We start from the raw sequence: 18,943 nt of genomic DNA, 5'->3' as shown, positions 1-18,943 counted from the left end.
AAAATCGCTCCCCTTATGGAGAGCGATTTTCTCTAATACATTACGCTTTTAATTTTGACATTGCAATTTCAGCTGCTGCAATCGTCGCTTCAATATCTGCATCACTATGTGCTGTCGATAAGAATAAACCTTCGAATTGAGATGGCGGTAAGAATACACCTTGTTCTACCATTTCACGATAGTAAGCCGCAAAGAATTCTAAGTTTGAAGATTTTGCTGCATCGTAATTAATAACGGGTTCATCTGTAAAGAAAATACCAATCATAGAGCCTGCACGGTTAATATGGTGCGGAATGCCATGTTTTTCAGCTGCTTTACGTAATCCAGCTTCTAACATTTCAGCTTTACGCTCAAATTCTACATATGATTCTGGCGTTAACTGTACTAACGTTTCATAACCTGCCGCCATTGCAAGTGGGTTACCTGATAAAGTACCAGCTTGGTAAATCGGTCCGCTTGGCGCAACTTGGCGCATAATTTCCGCTTTACCACCGTATGCTCCTACCGGTAAACCACCACCGATTACTTTACCTAAGCATGTTAAATCAGGCGTTACGCCATAATAACCTTGGCCACAATTATAAGCTACTCGGAACCCTGTCATTACTTCATCAAAAATAAGCAATGCACCGTTTTGTTCTGTTACTTCACGAAGACCTTCTAAAAATCCAGGCTGCGGAGGAACAACCCCCATATTTCCTGCTACTGGTTCTACAATTACACAAGCAATATCATCACCGAATTGTTCAAACGCGTATTTTACGCTTTCTAAATCGTTATAAGCTACTGTAATCGTATTTTTCGCTACACCTTCTGGTACACCAGGACTATCTGGTAAACCTAAAGTCGCCACACCAGAACCAGCTTTAATTAATAACGAATCACCATGACCGTGGTAACAACCGATAAATTTCAAGATTTTATTACGACCTGTATAACCACGAGCTAAACGTAGTGCACTCATTGTCGCTTCCGTTCCAGAGTTAACCATACGCACAATCTCAATTGATGGCACGCGCTCAATAACAAGTTTTGCTAATTTATTTTCAATTTCTGTTGGTGCACCGAAGCTTGTACCTCTTTCAGCAACAGATTTTAACGCTTCTACAACACGATCATTTGCATGACCATGAATTAAAGGACCCCATGATAATACGTAGTCGATGTATTCATTCCCATCGATATCATATACTTTAGAGCCTTTTCCACGCTCCATAAACAACGGATTCATCCCAACAGACTTAAAGGCACGAACCGGGCTATTTACGCCACCAGGCATTAAGTCTTGCGCCTCTTCAAACGCTGCAATTGACTTATCAAACTTTTTCATTATTTAGCGCCTCCTTCTTGTAACCATCTTGCTGCATCTTTTGCATGATACGTAATAATTAAATCTGCTCCTGCACGTTTCATACTAATTAATTTTTCAAGAACAACTTCTTTTTCATTAATCCAACCATTTTGCGCTGCCGCTTTAATCATCGAATATTCACCACTTACATTATAAGCGACAACTGGTAAATTAAAGTTATTTTTCACATCACGAACGATATCTAAGTAAGAAAGAGCTGGTTTTACGATTAAGAAATCTGCACCTTCCATTACATCTGATTCTGCTTCACGGAATGCTTCCATACGGTTTGCCGGATCCATTTGATATGTTTTACGGTCACCAAATTGCGGTGCACCGTGCGCAGCATCACGGAATGGTCCATAAAATGCTGATGAATATTTCACAGCGTACGACATAACTGGCACGTGTCCAAAACCATTTTCGTCTAATGCATGGCGAATTGCTGTTACAAAGCCGTCCATCATGTTTGATGGCGCAATAATGTCCGCTCCTGCTTTCGCTTGACTTACAGCTGTTTTCGCAAGAACTGCAAGAGACTCGTCATTTAAAATAATACCATCTTCAATTACACCGCAATGACCATGGCTTGTAAATTGACATAAACATGTGTCTGCAACTACTACTAGCTCAGGGAAATCACCTTTAATTTGCTGAATAGCACGTTGTACAATTCCATGATCACAATATGCTGATGATCCAACTTCATCCTTTTCAGCAGGTAAACCAAATACAATAACAGAACGAATACCTAAATCAACAACTTCTTGCATTTCAGCTTGCAATAAATCTAAAGACATTTGATATACGCCTGGCATAGAAGGAACTTCATTACGAACATTTTCACCTTCTAATACAAAAATAGGGTAAATAAAATCTTCCGTATGTAAAAACGTTTCACGCACAAGCGCACGCATGCCCCCGCTTTGTCTTAAACGACGATGACGATTAAATTGTAAAGAGTTCATAGATTTCTATCCCCATTCTTTCATTTTATAGATTCACAAACACATTGTAGTAATGCTTCTACAGTGTACTCTTTCGGCACAATAACAGACGGAAAATAAAGACTTGCCTCTTTTTCCGTAATAGGTCCTATACAAGCAATTGTACATTTTTTTGTCCATTCTCTCCAGTTTGTACCCTCAAGTAAACGAACAAAACTAGTAACAGTTGAAGGGCTCGTAAATGTAATAATGTCTACTTTCCCTAACTTCAATGCCGCTATAAGCTCTTGCTTTTTTTCTATATTCACTTTCGTACCGTATACGGTTAGCTCATCTAGAGAAACACCAATTTCCCGAAGTGCAACCGGAATTACCTCTCTTGCTAAATTCCCTTTCGGAAATAAAATACGTTCATTTCCACTTAATTCTTTTAGAAACTCTTCTGCAAATGCTTCTGCAACAAATGAAGTCGGAACAAAATGAACTTGATAGCCCCTTTTTTCTAACTCTAATTTTGTTTTCACACCTACCGCAGCGATTTTAATGGTTAGTGGTAGTTTCTTTTTTAAACTATCTAGAAAAAAAGCTACACCATTTCTGCTCGTAAAAATAACCCAGTCGTATGAATGTAGCTGCTCTTCAATATGTTGAATTTGCCTATGAGACATACCTTCCATACGCAAAAGCGGAATTTCCAATGGAATTCCGCTCTTTTCTTTCACTGCTACACTCATTTGTTTCGCTTGATGCTGGGCACGTGTAATCAATACCGTTTTTCCAGCGAGAGCGTTCATATTTATTGTTGCTCCTTATTTGCAGCAAGAATGAGTTCTTGGGCGCCTTGCTTAATTAAACGGTCCGCGGCCTCTAATCCTACTTCCTCAGGATTAGTACCCACTACTGTCTCTTTTAATAAAACAGAGCCATCCATAGAGCCGACAAGAGCTGTTAATTCGATTGCATCGTTCTCTGTAAGGGTTGCATATCCAGCAATTGGAACTTGGCATCCACCTTCAAGTTTATGAAGAAATACTCGCTCCGCTGCCACTGTTCTTTCTGTTATCGTATCATTAATATGCGCTAACAATTGCAATAAATCCTTATCATCCTCACGACACTCAATCGCTAATGCACCTTGTCCTACAGCAGGTACACATAACGTTTCATCTAAATGTTCTGTAATAACTTCATCATCCCAGCCCATTCTTTGTAATCCAGCTGTCGCTAAAATAATCGCATCGTAATCTTCTTCTTTTAATTTACGTAAACGTGTATCGATATTCCCGCGAATCCACTTAACTTGTAAATCTGGTCTCGCAGCGAGTAGCTGTGCACTACGTCTTAAACTACTCGTACCTAAAATAGCACCTTCCGCTAACTCTTTAAACGATGCTCCATTTTTTGAGATAAAAGCATCACGAGGGTCAACACGCTTTGGTGTACAACCAATCATTAAACCTTCTGGAAGTACGGCTGGCATATCTTTCATACTATGTACAGCCATATCGATTTCTTTCGTAAGTAGCGCGTGTTCAATCTCTTTTACAAACAAGCCTTTGCCGCCTACTTTTGAAAGAGTAACATCTAAAATAACATCACCTTTTGTGACAATTTCTTTCACTTCAAATTCATATGGTAGACCTAGGGCTTTTAACTGATCAATAAACCAGTTTGTTTGCGTTAATGCTAGTTTACTCTTTCGTGATCCTACAATAATTTTGCGCATAATTCTCTCTCCTCATTATAAATACCAAAAGTGGAAATTGGATAAACTGCTTAATAGAAAAATGTTTACTAGCATTACGAGAAACGATCCGATATTCCACTGTACAATTTTCTTACCTTGCAACACATCTGCCGCTCGTAAATATAAACCTGTGCAATACACAAATAGAACGACAAAAGATCCGATTACTTTCGTATCATACCAATGGAAATTATCCAATTTTGTATATCCCCATATACATCCTAATAAAATTGCTAGTAAGAAAAATGGAACAGAAAATAAATTTAATCCGTAAGACATAGATTCTAGCTTCGGTAAATTCCCTAACCTTCTTAATCTCGCATTCCATTTTTTCTTTTTTAATAGGCGATATTGTAATAAGTACATAATAGAAAAAATAAACGATACAGTAAACGTTGCGTAAGAAATAATTGCCATACCGACATGCACGTATACAAGTTCTGAAACTAATTGTTCCGCAAGTACTGGCGACATCTTTCCGAGCGGTGTAAAAATAGAAAAAGCGCTTACGCCAAATGCAACAACATTTGTAAAAAAGACTAAAAAGTCGATTCTCATAAATCGATTAATGACTAACGACATCGTAATCAATAACCAAACATAAAAATAAATCCCTGATAATAAAGTTAAAATTGGATTCGTTTCTGAATCTGTAGCCCTAAGCAACATAAAAATAGACTGCAGGACCCATACAATCGCAAGTAACCAAAAAGCAAATCGGTTCGCCTTTCGGTTACTTTGGAAATAATCTATAAAATATAAACTAATGCTACAAGCATATAAAATAATTGCAATATGATAAATAATACTGTTATTTAAAAAACTCATCCGATCATCCTTCCAAATTATAAAGATGGAACGGATGGTGTCCACACTTTTTTATGTTCTACTTCTTCCGCACAACTCTCTACGTCTTCCGTTTCTAAATCGAAAATCTTCGCAAATAACGCTAATTTTTCGCTCGCTCCCTCTTCAGCAGCTATTTCTTTCGCTACTAAAATTGGGTCTTTTAATAATTGATTAATAATACTTTTCGTATGCTTACTAATGACTTTTTTCTCACGATCACTAAGGTTTGGTATTTTTCGCTCTAGGCTTACCATCGTTTCACTTTGAATTGCAAGTGCCTTATCACGAAGAGCTGATATTAATGGAACAACACCAAGTGTACTTAACCACGTTTTAAATAGAACAATTTCCTCTTCAATCATAAATTGAATTTTCTCTGCTTCTTTCAAACGCTCAGCACGGTTTGCCTCCACTACTCCTTGTAAATCATCAATATCATACAAGAAAGAACCTTCTAGCTCATCAATCGCTGGATCAATATCACGTGGCACTGCAATGTCAACCATAAACAAAGGGCGACCAGAGCGCATTTTCTCTACCTTTGTCATCATCTCTTTCGTAATGACATACTCCGATGCACCAGTTGAACTAATTAAAATATCTGCTTCTAATAATGCACATTGTAATTCGCTTAATGATTTTGCATGTCCCATATATTTCTCAGCCATTACTTCTGCTTTCGAAAGCGTCCTATTCATAACTGTTACTTTACGAGCACCACTTCCATATAAGTTTTGCAGTGCAAGTTCGCCCATTTTACCAGCACCAAGAATAAGCACATGACAATCTGTTAACTCGCCAAATATTTTCTTTCCAAGCTCAACAGCAGCATAACTAACAGACATCGCACTTTCCCCGATTGTTGTTTCTGAGTGGGCACGTTTTGCTAATGTAATGACTTGCTTAAACAATTCATTAAAAATTGTGCCTGTTGCTTTAACTTGTTGCGCTTCTAAAAAGCTATCTTTTATTTGACCTAAAATCTGCGTTTCTCCGACTACCATAGAATCTAAACCGCACGTTACGCGGAATAAATGATCTATTGCACCATCTTGTTCAAAAATAGTTAAATATGGCGCGACTTCTTCTATTTCAAGCTGAAACCAATCAGCTAAAAACTTCTTAATATAATACCGTCCCGTGTGTAATTGATCGACAACAGCATAAATCTCAGTGCGATTACAAGTTGATACAATGACATTCTCTAACACGCTCTTTTGATTTTGTAATGTAGTCATCGCTCGCTCTAGTTCTGCTGCCTGAAATGTGAGTTTCTCACGAAATTCTACAGGGGCTGTTCGATAATTTACACTAACAACAAGAATATGCACGCAGCATGTCCCCCTTCACCCGTTTTATCACTTTATCTACTATCATAATACAACTTTCCTCTTATGAATCTGACAATCGTGTGAACAACTGATTATTTTTTAATTATTCTCCGTATGTAATAAAGGAGATTCAGTAACACTAATAAAAAAACTTCTACTTTATAATGATTATAAATTAATAACTCTATTTGTACGTTACCAAAAAAAGCCCTCATAATCAAGTGATGGAAACTATTCCATATAAATTATAACATCATCTTCCCTATCTTCTTTCATCATGAAGGAAAATATGTATGATTGTTCCAAAATGTAACAAAGACTTTCTCAATACAATGTATTTGACATTGTATTTCTTTTTCGTTATATTGGTTTTATAAAATTAAATTGTGCACAACTTAATTAGAAGGGAGTTATTTATGACAGAAGACTCTTTGCATCTAGATAACCAACTTTGTTTTTCTATTTACGCCTGCTCTAGAGAGATTACTCGTTTTTATCGACCTTATTTAGAAGAAATGGGTATTACGTATCCCCAGTACATTACTTTACTCGTACTATGGGAGCAAGATGGACTAACAGTAAAAGAAATTGGAGAACGTCTATTTTTAGATTCTGGTACGTTAACACCTATGTTAAAACGCATGGAATCATTAAAACTTGTAAAACGTGTTCGTTCCAAAGAAGACGAGCGAAAAGTTTGTATTGAATTAACAGAACAAGGCAAAGATTTAAAGGAAAAGGCTTGTTCATTACCGACAACGATGGCTACAAACTTAGGAATTACAGAGCAAGAATATCGCTCTTTATTAATTCAACTAAATAAACTAATTGACACAATGAAAACAATTAATGATGGAAAAGGGGAATAAATATGGATAAATTATATACTGCTTCAGTAACAGCAACAGGTGGAAGAAATGGGAAAGTAGTTTCAGATGATGGCATATTAAATCTTGATGTAAAAATGCCGAAAGCACTAGGTGGTGCAGGCGGAGAAGCAACAAATCCAGAACAACTATTTGCAGCTGGTTATGCAGCTTGTTTCGATAGTGCATTACAACTTGTCATTCGTACAAAACGTGTGAAAGTAGAAAGTACAGAAGTAACTGCTCACGTTTCTATCGGAAAAGATACAGATGGTGGTTTCGGTCTATCTGCTGTACTTGATGTACATGTGGCTGGCGTTTCACATAGCGAAGCACAAGAACTTGTAGAAGCGGCTCACGGTGTATGTCCTTATTCGAAAGCAACACGAGGAAATATTGAAGTTACATTAAACGTACGCTAAAAAATTTAGCAAAACAAAAACGCGCGACATTCGTCACGCGTTTTTTGTTTTTGTAAATTTATGAATTGCTTTCCACGCTTCTTCTTTTCCAAGTCCTGTTTCAGAAGAGAATAGAACAATTTCATCGCCAATTTCAACAGCAAGCGTTTCTTTTACAACTTTTAAATGCTTTTGCCATTTCCCTTTCGGAATTTTATCGGCTTTCGTCGCAATAATAATTGTTGGGATTTCATAATGCTTTAAGAAATCATACATCATCACGTCATCACTTGTTGGTTGGTGACGTAAATCAACTACTAATACAGCTGCGTCTAATTGCTCACGAGTTGTAAAGTACGTTTCAATCATTTTCCCCCATGCAGCGCGCTCCGATTTAGATACTTTTGCATATCCATAACCTGGAACGTCAACAAAGTGCATCATCTCATTGATTAAGAAAAAGTTCAGCGTTTGCGTTTTTCCTGGTTTAGAAGAAATACGCACTAACTTTTTACGATTTAAAATTTTATTAATAAAGGAAGACTTCCCCACATTTGAACGACCTGCTAATGCAATTTCTGGTAAATCACTGTCTGGATATTGTTCTGGTTTAACAGCACTAATTACAATATCTGCTTTTGTTACTTTCATTGTTTCACTCCTACTAATGCGTGCTCCAATACTTCATCTAAATGAGATGCAAGCACAAACGTAAGGTTTTCTTTTACGCTCTCTGGAATATCATCTAAATCTTTCTCGTTTTCTGCTGGCAAAATAATTTTTGTTAAGCCTGCGCGGTGAGCACTTAATGTTTTTTCTTTTAAACCACCAATTGGTAATACACGACCACGAAGTGTAATTTCACCTGTCATACCCACTTCTTTACTTACAGGAATACCTGTTAGCGCAGAAATAAGTGCCGTTGCCATCGTAATACCTGCTGACGGTCCGTCTTTTGGAACTGCTCCTTCTGGAACGTGAATATGAATATCATTTTTCTCATGGAAATTCGGATCGATCTGAAGCTCTTCTGCACGAGAACGTATATAACTAAACGCAGCTTGTGCTGATTCTTTCATAACATCCCCAAGTTTCCCTGTTAAAATTAGTTTCCCTTTTCCTGGCGCTACAGAAACTTCAATGGCAAGTGTATCGCCGCCTGCTGCTGTGTAAGCTAGACCTGTTGCCATACCAACTTGGTCTGTTTTTTCAGCTTGCCCATAACGGAATATGTGTTTACCAAGTAAATCAACAATCTTTTTCTCTGTCACAACGATACGTTTACGTTCTGCTGTAACGATAATCTTCGCTACTTTACGGCAAACTTTTGCAATTTGGCGCTCTAGCGTACGAACACCAGCCTCACGTGTATAATAACGAATAATCTCAAGAAGCGCTTCATCACGCACTTGTAAATTACCTTTTCGTAAGCCATGTTCTTTTAATTGTTTCGGCAACAAATGCTCACGAGCAATGTGTACTTTTTCAAGTTCTGTATAGCCAGCAATCGAAATGATTTCCATACGGTCAAGTAATGGACCCGGAATACTTGAAAGTGTATTAGCAGTTGCTACAAACATAACTTTTGATAGATCATATGGTTCTTCAATGTAATGATCACTGAAGTTATGGTTTTGTTCTGGATCTAATACTTCAAGTAATGCCGCTGATGGATCTCCACGGAAATCGTTAGACATTTTATCAATCTCATCTAATAAGAAGACTGGATTAACTGTTTTCGCCTTTTTCATACCTTGAACAATGCGTCCTGGCATTGCTCCAACATATGTACGACGGTGACCACGAATTTCAGATTCATCACGCACACCACCAAGAGATACACGGACGAAGTTACGATTTAATGATGTTGCAATTGAACGCGCTAACGAAGTTTTGCCGACCCCAGGAGGGCCTACTAAACAAAGGATAGGTCCTTTTAATGAATTCGTTAACTTCTGTACAGCTAAATATTCAAGTACACGCTCTTTCACTTTTTCAAGACCGTAATGATCGTTATTTAAAATCTCTTCCGAATGAGCAAGGTCAATTATATCTTCTGTTGCCTCTGTCCACGGAAGCGCTAATAACCAATCAATATAATTGCGAATAACACCACTCTCCGCAGAACTTGCTGGTAACTTTTCATAACGATCTAATTCTTTCAGGGCCGCCTTCATTGTTTCTTCCGGCATTCCTGACTGTTCAATTTTCTCACGAAGTTCTTCTACTTCTCCGCCCTTGCCTTCTTTGTCGCCAAGTTCAGTTTGAATCGCCTTCATTTGCTCACGTAAGAAATATTCTTTTTGCGTGCGCTCCATGGAACGTTTCACTTTTTGCCCAATTTTCTTTTCTAGGCTAAGTAACTCTTGTTCATCTTGAATAATTGAAATAAGTGTTTGTAATCGTTCTTTTACAGATACAATCTCTAAAATCTCTTGTTTCTGCTTCGTTTTAATCGGCAAGTGAGAAGCAATTAAATCAGCTAATCTCCCTGGTTCTTCCACATCAGCTACCGTTGCAAAAGTTTCATTTGAAACTTTTTTCGAAACTTTAATATATTGTTCGAAATGCTCCAGTAACGTACGCATAAAAGCTTTCTCTTCTAAATCATCTTCTACTTCTTCAGTTACCGTTTTAATAGAAACTTGTACTACATTTTCTTCTTCGATAAACTCTATTACTTCTGCTCTATGTAAACCTTCCACAAGGACACGAAGCGTACCGTTCGGCAATTTTAACATTTGCTTCACTTTCGCCACTGTACCTACACTATATATGTCATCTTCTTTCGGATCATCGATATTCATTTCTTTTTGCATTGCTAAAAAGATGATATTTTCATCCATTGCCGCCTGCTCTAGTGCTTGTATCGATTTATCACGTCCTACATCAAGATGCAAAACCATCGTTGGATATACGAGAACGCCTCTTAATGGTAGGAGGGGCACGATTCTTTCGTTCGTATTCATACTAGACATAGCACCTCCATAATAAATTAAACTCCTGTTCAACTATTTTATATTACAATACACCTAGATGCAATTGCTGAGATTCCGCGCAATTGTAAATAGCTTGTTTTTCTACCTCACGAAAAGAAAAAGACTCCGATTAAGCATACAAACTTAAACGAAGTCTGGCAAATTTTATTATTGTTTATTTTTACATAGATTGTGCATCTGTTTCGTCTACGTGAGTATGTACATCTAGCTCTCTATGCATATTTTCTTGCATAAACGTTAACTCAAATACTTCTTTTAACTTACGAACAGGAATAATTTCAATTCCCTTGATCGTATACAAAAATGGTTGCATATTTTCAGCAGGAATAATGACTTTCTTAGCTCCCGCTTTTTTCGCAGCTTTTATTTTTGCGTATACGCCACCAATAGGCTTTACTTCTCCGTGTATACTTATTTCACCTGTCATCGCTACTTCATTATTTACATACGTGCGATGCACCGCAGAATATACACCTGTTGCCATAGCGATTCCTGCAGAAGGGCCATCAATTGGGATACCACCTGGAAAATTAATATGTATATCGTATCCTTCTGGCAACACATCTAAAGAACGAAGTACTGTTAATACATTATCAACAGAGCCTTTCGCCATACTTTTACGACGAATCGATTTCGTTTGACTACCAATACTTTCTTCTTCCACAATTCCGGTAACATTTACCGATCCTTTATCTTTCGCCGAAATTGCTGTTACTTCAATTTCTAATAACGCACCTGTATTTGGTCCGTATACAGCAAGACCATTTACAAGACCAATCCTTGGAATTGGATAAATGCGCTTTTCATATTTCGGTGTAAGCTGACTTGAGTGAACAACCCACTCTATATCTTCATCCTTAATGAAAGAACGTTCTTCATTTATCGCCATACCCGCAGAGATTTGCACGAGATTAATCGCTTCTCGTCCATTCCTTGCATACATCCCAATCATCTCAATACCATTTTCACCTATTTGCATTTCCACTTTTTCCGCGGCATTTTTCGCTACTTTTTGAATTTCTTCCGTATCTAATTCACGGAAAAATACTTCTAAGCAACGTGACCGAATAGCAGGAGGAATTTCCTCTGGCGAACGTGTCGTTGCTCCAACTAAGCGAAAATCTGCCGGTAAGCCTTTTTGGAAAATATCATGTATATATGTTGGGATCATTGTATTTTCTTCACTATAGTACGCACTTTCTAAAAATACTTTTCGATCTTCTAACACCTTTAACATTTTGTTCATTTGAATCGGATGGAGCTCGCCAATCTCATCAATAAACAAAATACCACCATGTGCATCTGTTACAGCCCCTTTTTTCGGTTGCGGGATACCTGCTTGCCCCATCGCCCCAGCACCTTGATAAATCGGATCATGCACCGAACCAATTAAAGGGTCTGCGATACCACGTTCATCAAACCGAGCTGTTGTCGCATCAAGTTCAATAAATGTTGCATTCGTACGAAATGGAGATTTAGGATTTCGTTTCGCTTCTTCTAATACAAGACGTGCTGCCGCTGTTTTCCCAACACCTGGTGGGCCATATATGATTACATGTTGCGGATTCGGACCACAAAGAGCCGCTTTTAACGACTTAATCCCGTCCTCTTGCCCTACAATATCTAAAAAGGTTGTAGGACGCACCTTTTCTGCTAGCGGCTCTGTTAAAGAAATCTCACGCATTTTACGAAGTTGTTCTAATTCTTTTTTCGATTCTCGATCAATTGAAACTTTTTGTGTTCGTTGATTTCGAAGTAAATGCCAGAAATACAATCCGACAATTACACCAAAAACAAGTTGAACAACTAAAAATATATTTGTCCAGCTCATTATTTATTTCCTCCCGCAATATTTTATCTCTTAGTATTTCCGCGGAGGAACGTAGCTAAACATAAAGAAAAACAGCAATTATAAAAATTGCTGTTTCCCTTTCGCATTATGCAGATGTTTTTGTATCAAGTACAGTACCGTCTTGTAACACCAATTTTGGCGGCTCATTATCAGCTACTGTTTCTTTTGTAAGAATACACTTCTCGATATCTTTACGAGATGGAAGTTCGAACATTACATCAAGCATTAAGCCTTCAATAATAGAACGAAGTCCACGAGCACCCGTTTTACGTTCAATTGCTTTTTTCGCAATTTCGATTAGTGCACCTTCTTCAAACTCTAACTCAACATCGTCAAGCTCCAATAGTTTTTGGAATTGCTTAACAAGTGCATTTTTCGGTTTCGTTAAAATATCAACAAGAGCATCTTCATCAAGTGGCTCTAGGTTCGCAATAACTGGAAGACGACCGATAAACTCTGGAATTAAACCAAATCTTAAAAGATCCTCTGGTAATACGTGAGATAAAACATGCTTCTCATTTACATCAGCATTTTTCTTCTCAGAACCAAATCCAATTACTTTTTCACCAAGGCGACGTTTAATAATCGGCTCAATGCCATCAAACGCTCCACCACAAATGAATAAGATGTTAGTTGTATCAATTTGAATAAACTCTTGGTGCGGATGCTTACGACCACCTTGAGGTGGAACGCTTGCTACAGTACCTTCTAAAATTTTCAGAAGTGCCTGTTGCACACCTTCACCAGATACATCACGTGTAATTGATGGATTTTCGGACTTACGTGCCACTTTATCAATCTCATCAATATAAATGATTCCTTTTTCCGCTTTCTCTACATCATAATCAGCTGCTTGAATTAATTTTAGTAAGATATTTTCTACATCTTCACCAACATATCCAGCTTCTGTTAAAGATGTTGCGTCCGCGATTGCAAATGGAACATTTAGAATACGCGCTAACGTTTGTGCAAGTAATGTTTTACCACTACCTGTTGGCCCGATAAGTGCGATATTACTCTTCGCTAATTCTACATCATCAATTTTGCTGTTAGAATTAATGCGTTTGTAATGGTTATATACCGCTACCGCTAGTGCTTTTTTCGCGCTATCTTGCCCGATGACATACTCATCTAAGATTTCACGAATTTCTACCGGTTTCGGTACATCTTTGAATTCTACTTCTTCGTCCTTCGCAAGCTCCTCTTGTACAATTTCAGTACAAAGTTCGATACACTCGTCACAAATGTAAACACCTGGACCTGCCACTAACTTTCGAACTTGCGTTTGTGTTTTACCACAGAAAGAACATTTTAATTGCCCTTTTTCATCATTAAATTTAAACATATTTTCACACCCCTTACAAAGTGCTAACCTCTTGCCTTCGTATGTACACGATAAATGTATCGTATGTAAATACATATTATGTCACTACGTGGCGAGAAATACAAATAATATGACTAGTTATGTACAAATAAAAAATTTTTAAAACTTTTGAAATATGTATATTCGACTTGTAAAGGAACTTTTCCTTCTCCATCGAAAAGTTTTATAAATATATTTCTATATTTATAAAACAAGGCACGATTTTAATCGTGCCTTGTTATTTTATTATGCAGCGTTTTCTACTAAGAAATCTACAGCTTTACGCACTTTAAGATCTTCAGCTAAAGCGTCTACGCTTCCAAGAGCTTGCTTGATAGCGTCTACTGGCATACCGTACATTTCAGCCATTTTTTCAACTTCTGCAGTTACTTCTTCTTCAGTAACTTCGATGTTTTCAGCTTCAATGATAGCTTCAAGAACAAGATTGATTCTTACACGTTTTTGTGCATCTTCTTTCATTTGCTCTTTTAATTTGTCAGCGTCAGTACCTGTGAATTGGTAGTAAAGCTCAAGGTTCATACCTTGTTGGCTTAAACGTTGCTCGAATTCACGAACCATACGATCTAACTCAGTGTTGATCATAGCTTCTGGAATTTCGATTTCAGCGTTAGCAGCAGCTAATTCTACTACTTCGTCACGTACTTTGTGCTCAGCTTCGTGCTTTTTGCCTTCTTCTAAGTTTGTGCGAAGTTTTGCTTTTAATTCATCAAGAGTTGCAACCGCTTCGTCTGCTTCTTTAGCGAACTCGTCGTTTAACTCAGGAAGTTCTTTTGTTTTGATTTCATGAATTGTTACTTTGAATGTTGCTGGTTTGCCAGCTAATTCAGCAGCATGGTACTCTTCTGGGAATGATACTTCAACGTCTTTAGACTCACCAGATTTAAGACCGATTACTTGCTCTTCGAAACCTGGGATGAATGTACCAGAACCGATTGCTAGAGAGTAGTTTTCGCCTTTTCCGCCTTCAAATGCTTCGCCATCAACGAAACCTTCGAAGTCGATTACAGCTGTATCACCGTTTTCAACAGTTCCTTCTTCTTTAACAACTAGTTCAGCTTGACGCTCTTGTAAAGATTTTAATTCGTTCTCTACATCTTCATCAGTTACAGTTGTTTCAACTTTTTCTACTGCTAAACCTTTGTACTCACCTAATTTAACTTCAGGTTTCACTGTAACTTTTGCAGTGAAGATAAGGTTAGCATTTTTTTCGAACTTCTCGATGTCGATTTCAGGATGATCAACTGGGAAGATACCAGCTTCTTCAATCGCTTCACCGTATGCTTTTGGTAAAATGATATCTAAAGCATCTTGGTATAAAGATTCAATACCAAAGCGTTGTTCGAATAATGGACGAGGCATTTTTCCTTTACGGAAACCTGGTACGTTAATTGTTTTTACTACTTTTTTGAACGCAGCGTCGATAGAGTTGTTTACTTCTTTAGCATCAACTTCGATTGTTAAAACGCCAACGTTACCTTCTAATTTTTCCCATTTTGTAGACATTTATTCTTTCCCTCCAACTATAATAATGTATGCACATACCTCTATAGATTAAGATCTTCATTATCTCTTTTTTGAAATAACAAATACACAAATAATCCTCTAGCAAAAGCTTTCAGATATAATGTTCCAATCTACTAATTGCCCAGAAGACAACTACGGTATATTTTGTTCGAGAATAATATGAAACATATTAAGTAAGAGAATTACACTTCTCTTCTCTTACAAACAGGCAGTTTTCTGCCTTTTGCAACCCTTACATTATAACATAGAATATGCTCGTTTCAAGAACTGAACGATTCTTTTTCATAATTATACGGGCAAATATCCTTCTCTTTCAACACGTAATAACCATTGATAGGCAATATGAAACTCTTCCAATTCGATATTGTATGCTGCCATAAGCTCTTCTTCATCAATAGCCAATCCGAAACGCTTTCTTCCAATTCTCTCTAAAACAGCTGACCAAATCTCTTCTTTATCCATTAATAGAGCGAATGGGAAAATGCTAATTTGCAATTCTTTCCAATATGTAACCATCACTTCAAATATATCGGGATAATTTTGCTCTAATCGACTTGATAATTTATGTATAATGTTATTGGATTGCTCCTCATTATGACCTGTAAATGCTGGAATTACCTTAATCGTATTCCCAAACTTTTCTACCTCTATTTCCTCTTCTACCTGACTTTCTATCATTTTATACAAAATAGAAGTTTTCAAATAGGGGTGTTGCTCTTCGTCTATTAAAAATTTCTTTAAAACAGGTAATGCAAGATCTAAGTCTTTTAACGAAAGTCGCTGAATCGCTCTTAGCTTCTGTCCAAAGTTTTCTCCAAAAATTTCATTAGTAAACTCATCCAACTCAAAATTTGAATCCACTAGCGATGCGTCTCCCTCATTTAGCATACCTTCTGCAAATAAAGCAAGCTGCGCTAATTTTTCCTTTTGATCAGGCATTATATCTTTCGTTTGTAAAACCTTTTCAACAGTTTCAATAACACCTTCATAATCATTTGTTTGAACTAAAATAGTCACGTACGTTTCAAGAATATCACCAAATAAGACAACTCCTGTTTTAAGCAACTGTTCACATTTGTCTTTCGCTTCTTCCATACGTTTTAATTCGAGTAAACAAATAACTGAAGCTAATTCCGTTTGTTCCGTTTCCGCATTATACTGACGTAATATTTCAAAGCAGCGCAATGCATCTTCGAACTTCCGCTCTTTCAGCGCTAAAAAACCTTCATCAATATAGCGCTCTGATAGCTGCGGAAACAATACGACCGTATTTTCTTTTTTATCCATACGTCCGCCTCTTTTTCTTGATTTTAATTATGTTCAAAGTAAATATATCAAATGCGTAATGAGAACACAACATCCCAAAACTATTTGTTTGAAATATGAAAATATTTAATTTTTACATTCCAATACAAATAAATCTCTACTAAAAATTAAAATTGTACAAGTAAAAATCCCCAGCAACAAACGCAGAGGATTCATCATTAATGGAAAGCTTTTATAATTGTGGGGTATATTACAAGGGTAATAATTTGGAGAACAATAATTGCCATAACAATCATGCTAAAATAGAAGATTGGTTTACTTCGCTTCATTAAAAACATAATAATAAGCATCGTACAAGCAAACAAACTTAAGAAGAACAAACTTGTTGTCGAACTAAGTATACCACTTGGGACAAAGAACAATAACACTACACTACAAGTACCTATAATTCCAAATAACCATTCCATCCATTCACTCATTCCCTTTCCCTCTCATGGCTGTTTTCTCTAAGCAATCAAATGTTTCACAACATCAACTACATACGTTAATTTCTCATACGCTACAAATCCAAAAGCAACCGTCAAGCCCGTTACAACTAATCCTTTCATCATTTCTGCCTCCTCGTTTTATCGTTGTTATCTTCATTATAAAAGATTAGCAATTTCTTACCATCGAACTACCTTACAGTTACCTTACAGAATTGTAAGATTTCAAAAAGAGATTGAAAAACACCTCATATCGCTTGAGGTGCTTTCACGGAATTTATTTATAATCACTTGCAAAATTAACTTTTTCTCTTTGTTATTTTTCGGAGAATCCACTCTTAAACTAATAGATTTACTAAATAATTTAGGATCAAAATAATTATTCATTACTTTTCTTAACTTACCTTCAGATATTTTCGTATTACAAGAAAACAAAGGATGAAAATCATGTTAATATATTTTTGTACAATTAAGAATTTAATTTACAAGGGGGATTATATATGTTTAAAAAAATGGCCGCAGATGTATTAGGACTAAGCGATGTAGGTTCTGTTATTACACCTAAAGACTATGATAAGGTCGATGCCGATGATTATGTAATGCATGAAGATGGGGAGAAAATTTACTTTCTAATTAAATCGAAATCAGATGAATATTGCTTCACAAACAAAGGGTTAATTCACTTAGACGGTACAAGCGCAACAAGTAAAAAACGTACACTACGCCGCTTTAGCTATAGTAAATATCAAATTAAAAACGTAGCGCTTGAAACTGCGGGAACGATTGATTTAGATGTAGAAATTAAGTTCCAAATGGGCGATGAACACTATTCAATTGATGTCCATAAAAAACATATTGAAGAATTAAAAGATTTATATAAGGCTTTACTTAAAATCGAAGAAATTTCATACGACAACGATATTACATTACAATATGCACACAAAAGTTTAGATATGGCATCTAACGCTTTCAGCCGTATTTCAAACGCACAAGTAAACTTAGCAGAGCAATTTAAAGAGATGAACGAGATCGCCTTTAACTGGCTCGTTGATACGAAGAAACAATATAATGTGAAAGATTATGGTTTTGTCTTTGACAAGTTTATTAACAACTAATTTAAAACAAACAAAAAACCTTGTTATCAAAAGATAACAAGGTTTTCTTAGCGCCCCAGGAGAGATTCGAACTCCCGCTCCGCCCATTTCCGTACTATTTTATATATTTTGATCGCAGTCTTAATATATCTTCTCCTTCGCGAATGCCTGCCGATCCCTTTCTCACATTTTTTACGACAGTCCAATTCGGGTTAGTTTCATCACCGATGTTCTGTACTGTAAAATTGCCATCACCATATTTTCGGTGACCTTCTGCCAATTTCTCCGTTAAATCATTCTCATTTGATCTCGCCATCTTTGCGCCATCTCCCTTTTTTATACGACCTTCTTAAACTATCTAACCAATCACAGGTCCAGTCAATTGGAGATTCTCGTTTTCCGCTTCTATTAATTGTAACACACTACCGAGAATAAGTTCCGATAACTGCTGCTCAATCGTACTAGAATGGTAAAGAGTTTTATAATATTGTAAGTAAACAATTAAGAGAATCTGAATTTGGATTTGAGTTCCATCATAAACCTATTGATTCTTTAAATTAAATAAGAGGAATAGGGCGCATAAATGGCGCTCTTTTTATTTAAGAAAAAGAAGTACATATGCAACTGCTTAATATCAAAGGAAAGGTCGCAAATATTAAGAATGAACTACACCTATAACCCAAACATCAAATTTTAGACAAACAAAAAACCTTGTTATCAAAAGATAACAAGGTTTTTTTAGCGTCCCAGGAGAGATTCGAACTCCCGACCGTACGCTTAGAAGGCGTATGCTCTATCCGGCTGAGCTACTGGGACATGGAGCGGGTGAAGAGAATCGAACTCTCGA

General features: G+C 36.8%; 17 protein-coding genes and 1 tRNA gene. 3 read left to right on the top strand and 15 right to left on the bottom strand.

Translation table 11 applies throughout. From position 1 onward, the window contains the following. Positions 1-40: 40 nt before the first annotated feature. Genes hemL through hemA form a run of 6 tightly spaced genes read right to left on the bottom strand, consistent with a single transcriptional unit; the run spans position 41 to position 6,225 of the window. On the bottom strand, positions 41-1,330 hold the full coding sequence (gene hemL, locus HMPREF2590_RS09190) for a glutamate-1-semialdehyde 2,1-aminomutase (protein ID WP_000712943.1): 1,290 nt from the start codon (positions 1,328-1,330) through the stop codon (positions 41-43). Continuing rightward, positions 1,330-2,319 carry a porphobilinogen synthase gene (gene hemB, locus HMPREF2590_RS09185; protein WP_001087065.1) on the bottom strand — a complete coding sequence of 330 codons (990 nt, stop codon included), beginning with the start codon at positions 2,317-2,319 and terminating at the stop codon, positions 1,330-1,332. The genes hemL and hemB overlap by 1 nt, the downstream gene beginning before the upstream one ends. Before the next feature lie 20 nt (positions 2,320-2,339). After that, complete coding sequence (hemD, locus tag HMPREF2590_RS09180) at positions 2,340-3,092, bottom strand: uroporphyrinogen-III synthase (RefSeq protein WP_000992348.1); 753 nt, start codon at positions 3,090-3,092, stop codon at positions 2,340-2,342. A 2-nt stretch (positions 3,093-3,094) separates the two neighbouring features. Then, on the bottom strand, positions 3,095-4,024 hold the full coding sequence (gene hemC / locus HMPREF2590_RS09175) for a hydroxymethylbilane synthase (RefSeq protein WP_001226402.1): 930 nt from the start codon (positions 4,022-4,024) through the stop codon (positions 3,095-3,097). A gap of 15 nt (positions 4,025-4,039) precedes the next feature. Next, positions 4,040-4,873, bottom strand: a complete 834-nt coding sequence (locus HMPREF2590_RS09170; protein ID WP_000008991.1) for a cytochrome c biogenesis protein — start codon at positions 4,871-4,873, stop codon at positions 4,040-4,042. 17 nt (positions 4,874-4,890) lie between these two features. Then, positions 4,891-6,225: a glutamyl-tRNA reductase gene (gene hemA, locus HMPREF2590_RS09165; RefSeq protein ID WP_000547867.1), complete on the bottom strand. Its 1,335-nt coding sequence runs from the start codon at positions 6,223-6,225 to the stop codon at positions 4,891-4,893. A gap of 416 nt (positions 6,226-6,641) precedes the next feature. Between hemA and HMPREF2590_RS09160 the strand changes: the two genes are divergently transcribed. Next, a complete protein-coding gene (locus HMPREF2590_RS09160; protein WP_003310999.1) occupies positions 6,642-7,094 on the top strand; it encodes a MarR family winged helix-turn-helix transcriptional regulator in 453 nt (150 codons plus the stop codon). Positions 7,095-7,096: 2 nt separating this feature from the next. Next, positions 7,097-7,513 carry an organic hydroperoxide resistance protein gene (locus HMPREF2590_RS09155; protein ID WP_000359781.1) on the top strand — a complete coding sequence of 139 codons (417 nt, stop codon included), beginning with the start codon at positions 7,097-7,099 and terminating at the stop codon, positions 7,511-7,513. 33 nt (positions 7,514-7,546) lie between these two features. Here the strand turns inward: HMPREF2590_RS09155 and ysxC are convergent, their stop codons facing one another. The 7 genes from ysxC to HMPREF2590_RS09120 all read right to left on the bottom strand — a co-directional run bounded on the left by ysxC (position 7,547) and on the right by HMPREF2590_RS09120 (position 16,984). Further along, positions 7,547-8,143: a ribosome biogenesis GTP-binding protein YsxC gene (ysxC, locus tag HMPREF2590_RS09150; RefSeq protein WP_000869116.1), complete on the bottom strand. Its 597-nt coding sequence runs from the start codon at positions 8,141-8,143 to the stop codon at positions 7,547-7,549. Next, a complete protein-coding gene (lon, locus tag HMPREF2590_RS09145) occupies positions 8,140-10,470 on the bottom strand; it encodes an endopeptidase La (protein WP_000097286.1) in 2,331 nt (776 codons plus the stop codon). The genes ysxC and lon overlap by 4 nt, the downstream gene beginning before the upstream one ends. A gap of 181 nt (positions 10,471-10,651) precedes the next feature. Next, entirely contained in the window at positions 10,652-12,322 is a 1,671-nt protein-coding gene (gene lonB / locus HMPREF2590_RS09140; RefSeq protein ID WP_000119182.1) for an ATP-dependent protease LonB, read from the bottom strand. Between the two features lie 106 nt (positions 12,323-12,428). Then, positions 12,429-13,688 (bottom strand): ATP-dependent protease ATP-binding subunit ClpX, encoded by a 1,260-nt coding sequence (clpX, locus tag HMPREF2590_RS09135; protein WP_000472289.1) that lies wholly within the window; start codon positions 13,686-13,688, stop codon positions 12,429-12,431. A 264-nt stretch (positions 13,689-13,952) separates the two neighbouring features. Further along, complete coding sequence (gene tig, locus HMPREF2590_RS09130) at positions 13,953-15,230, bottom strand: trigger factor (RefSeq protein WP_000105215.1); 1,278 nt, start codon at positions 15,228-15,230, stop codon at positions 13,953-13,955. 309 nt (positions 15,231-15,539) lie between these two features. Then, positions 15,540-16,538, bottom strand: coding sequence for a hypothetical protein (locus HMPREF2590_RS09125; RefSeq protein WP_003310994.1), 999 nt, complete (start codon positions 16,536-16,538; stop codon positions 15,540-15,542). 197 nt (positions 16,539-16,735) lie between these two features. Further along, entirely contained in the window at positions 16,736-16,984 is a 249-nt protein-coding gene (locus HMPREF2590_RS09120; protein WP_001983650.1) for a hypothetical protein, read from the bottom strand. A 518-nt stretch (positions 16,985-17,502) separates the two neighbouring features. Between HMPREF2590_RS09120 and HMPREF2590_RS09115 the strand changes: the two genes are divergently transcribed. Beyond that, positions 17,503-18,117, top strand: coding sequence for a PH domain-containing protein (locus HMPREF2590_RS09115; RefSeq protein ID WP_000473868.1), 615 nt, complete (start codon positions 17,503-17,505; stop codon positions 18,115-18,117). A gap of 94 nt (positions 18,118-18,211) precedes the next feature. Here HMPREF2590_RS09115 and HMPREF2590_RS09110 read toward each other — a convergent pair whose 3' ends face one another. Both HMPREF2590_RS09110 and HMPREF2590_RS09105 read right to left on the bottom strand, forming a co-directional pair. Beyond that, complete coding sequence (locus tag HMPREF2590_RS09110) at positions 18,212-18,412, bottom strand: hypothetical protein (protein WP_000124460.1); 201 nt, start codon at positions 18,410-18,412, stop codon at positions 18,212-18,214. 426 nt (positions 18,413-18,838) lie between these two features. Further along, positions 18,839-18,912, bottom strand: a tRNA-Arg gene (locus HMPREF2590_RS09105). Positions 18,913-18,943: the final 31 nt, after the last annotated feature.

Source organism: Bacillus sp. HMSC036E02 (genome assembly GCF_001836235.1).
Lineage (GTDB): Bacteria > Bacillota > Bacilli > Bacillales > Bacillaceae_G > Bacillus_A > Bacillus_A cereus.
Note: the sequence above shows the minus strand (reverse complement) of the source record. Positions and strands in the feature narration are given on the sequence as shown.

Excerpts from the sequence above, each read along its gene's own strand:
- hemL (WP_000712943.1), bottom strand. The coding sequence starts at position 1,330 with ATGAAAAAGTTTGATAAGTCAATTGCAGCGTTTGAAGAGGCGCAAGAC.
- hemB (WP_001087065.1), bottom strand. The coding sequence starts at position 2,319 with ATGAACTCTTTACAATTTAATCGTCATCGTCGTTTAAGACAAAGCGGG.
- hemD (WP_000992348.1), bottom strand. The coding sequence starts at position 3,092 with ATGAACGCTCTCGCTGGAAAAACGGTATTGATTACACGTGCCCAGCAT.
- hemC (WP_001226402.1), bottom strand. The coding sequence starts at position 4,024 with ATGCGCAAAATTATTGTAGGATCACGAAAGAGTAAACTAGCATTAACG.
- HMPREF2590_RS09170 (WP_000008991.1), bottom strand. The coding sequence starts at position 4,873 with ATGAGTTTTTTAAATAACAGTATTATTTATCATATTGCAATTATTTTA.
- HMPREF2590_RS09160 (WP_003310999.1), top strand. The coding sequence starts at position 6,642 with ATGACAGAAGACTCTTTGCATCTAGATAACCAACTTTGTTTTTCTATT.
- HMPREF2590_RS09155 (WP_000359781.1), top strand. The coding sequence starts at position 7,097 with ATGGATAAATTATATACTGCTTCAGTAACAGCAACAGGTGGAAGAAAT.
- ysxC (WP_000869116.1), bottom strand. The coding sequence starts at position 8,143 with ATGAAAGTAACAAAAGCAGATATTGTAATTAGTGCTGTTAAACCAGAA.
- lon (WP_000097286.1), bottom strand. The coding sequence starts at position 10,470 with ATGTCTAGTATGAATACGAACGAAAGAATCGTGCCCCTCCTACCATTA.
- lonB (WP_000119182.1), bottom strand. The coding sequence starts at position 12,322 with ATGAGCTGGACAAATATATTTTTAGTTGTTCAACTTGTTTTTGGTGTA.
- clpX (WP_000472289.1), bottom strand. The coding sequence starts at position 13,688 with ATGTTTAAATTTAATGATGAAAAAGGGCAATTAAAATGTTCTTTCTGT.
- tig (WP_000105215.1), bottom strand. The coding sequence starts at position 15,230 with ATGTCTACAAAATGGGAAAAATTAGAAGGTAACGTTGGCGTTTTAACA.
- HMPREF2590_RS09125 (WP_003310994.1), bottom strand. The coding sequence starts at position 16,538 with ATGGATAAAAAAGAAAATACGGTCGTATTGTTTCCGCAGCTATCAGAG.
- HMPREF2590_RS09120 (WP_001983650.1), bottom strand. The coding sequence starts at position 16,984 with ATGGAATGGTTATTTGGAATTATAGGTACTTGTAGTGTAGTGTTATTG.
- HMPREF2590_RS09115 (WP_000473868.1), top strand. The coding sequence starts at position 17,503 with ATGTTTAAAAAAATGGCCGCAGATGTATTAGGACTAAGCGATGTAGGT.
- HMPREF2590_RS09110 (WP_000124460.1), bottom strand. The coding sequence starts at position 18,412 with ATGGCGAGATCAAATGAGAATGATTTAACGGAGAAATTGGCAGAAGGT.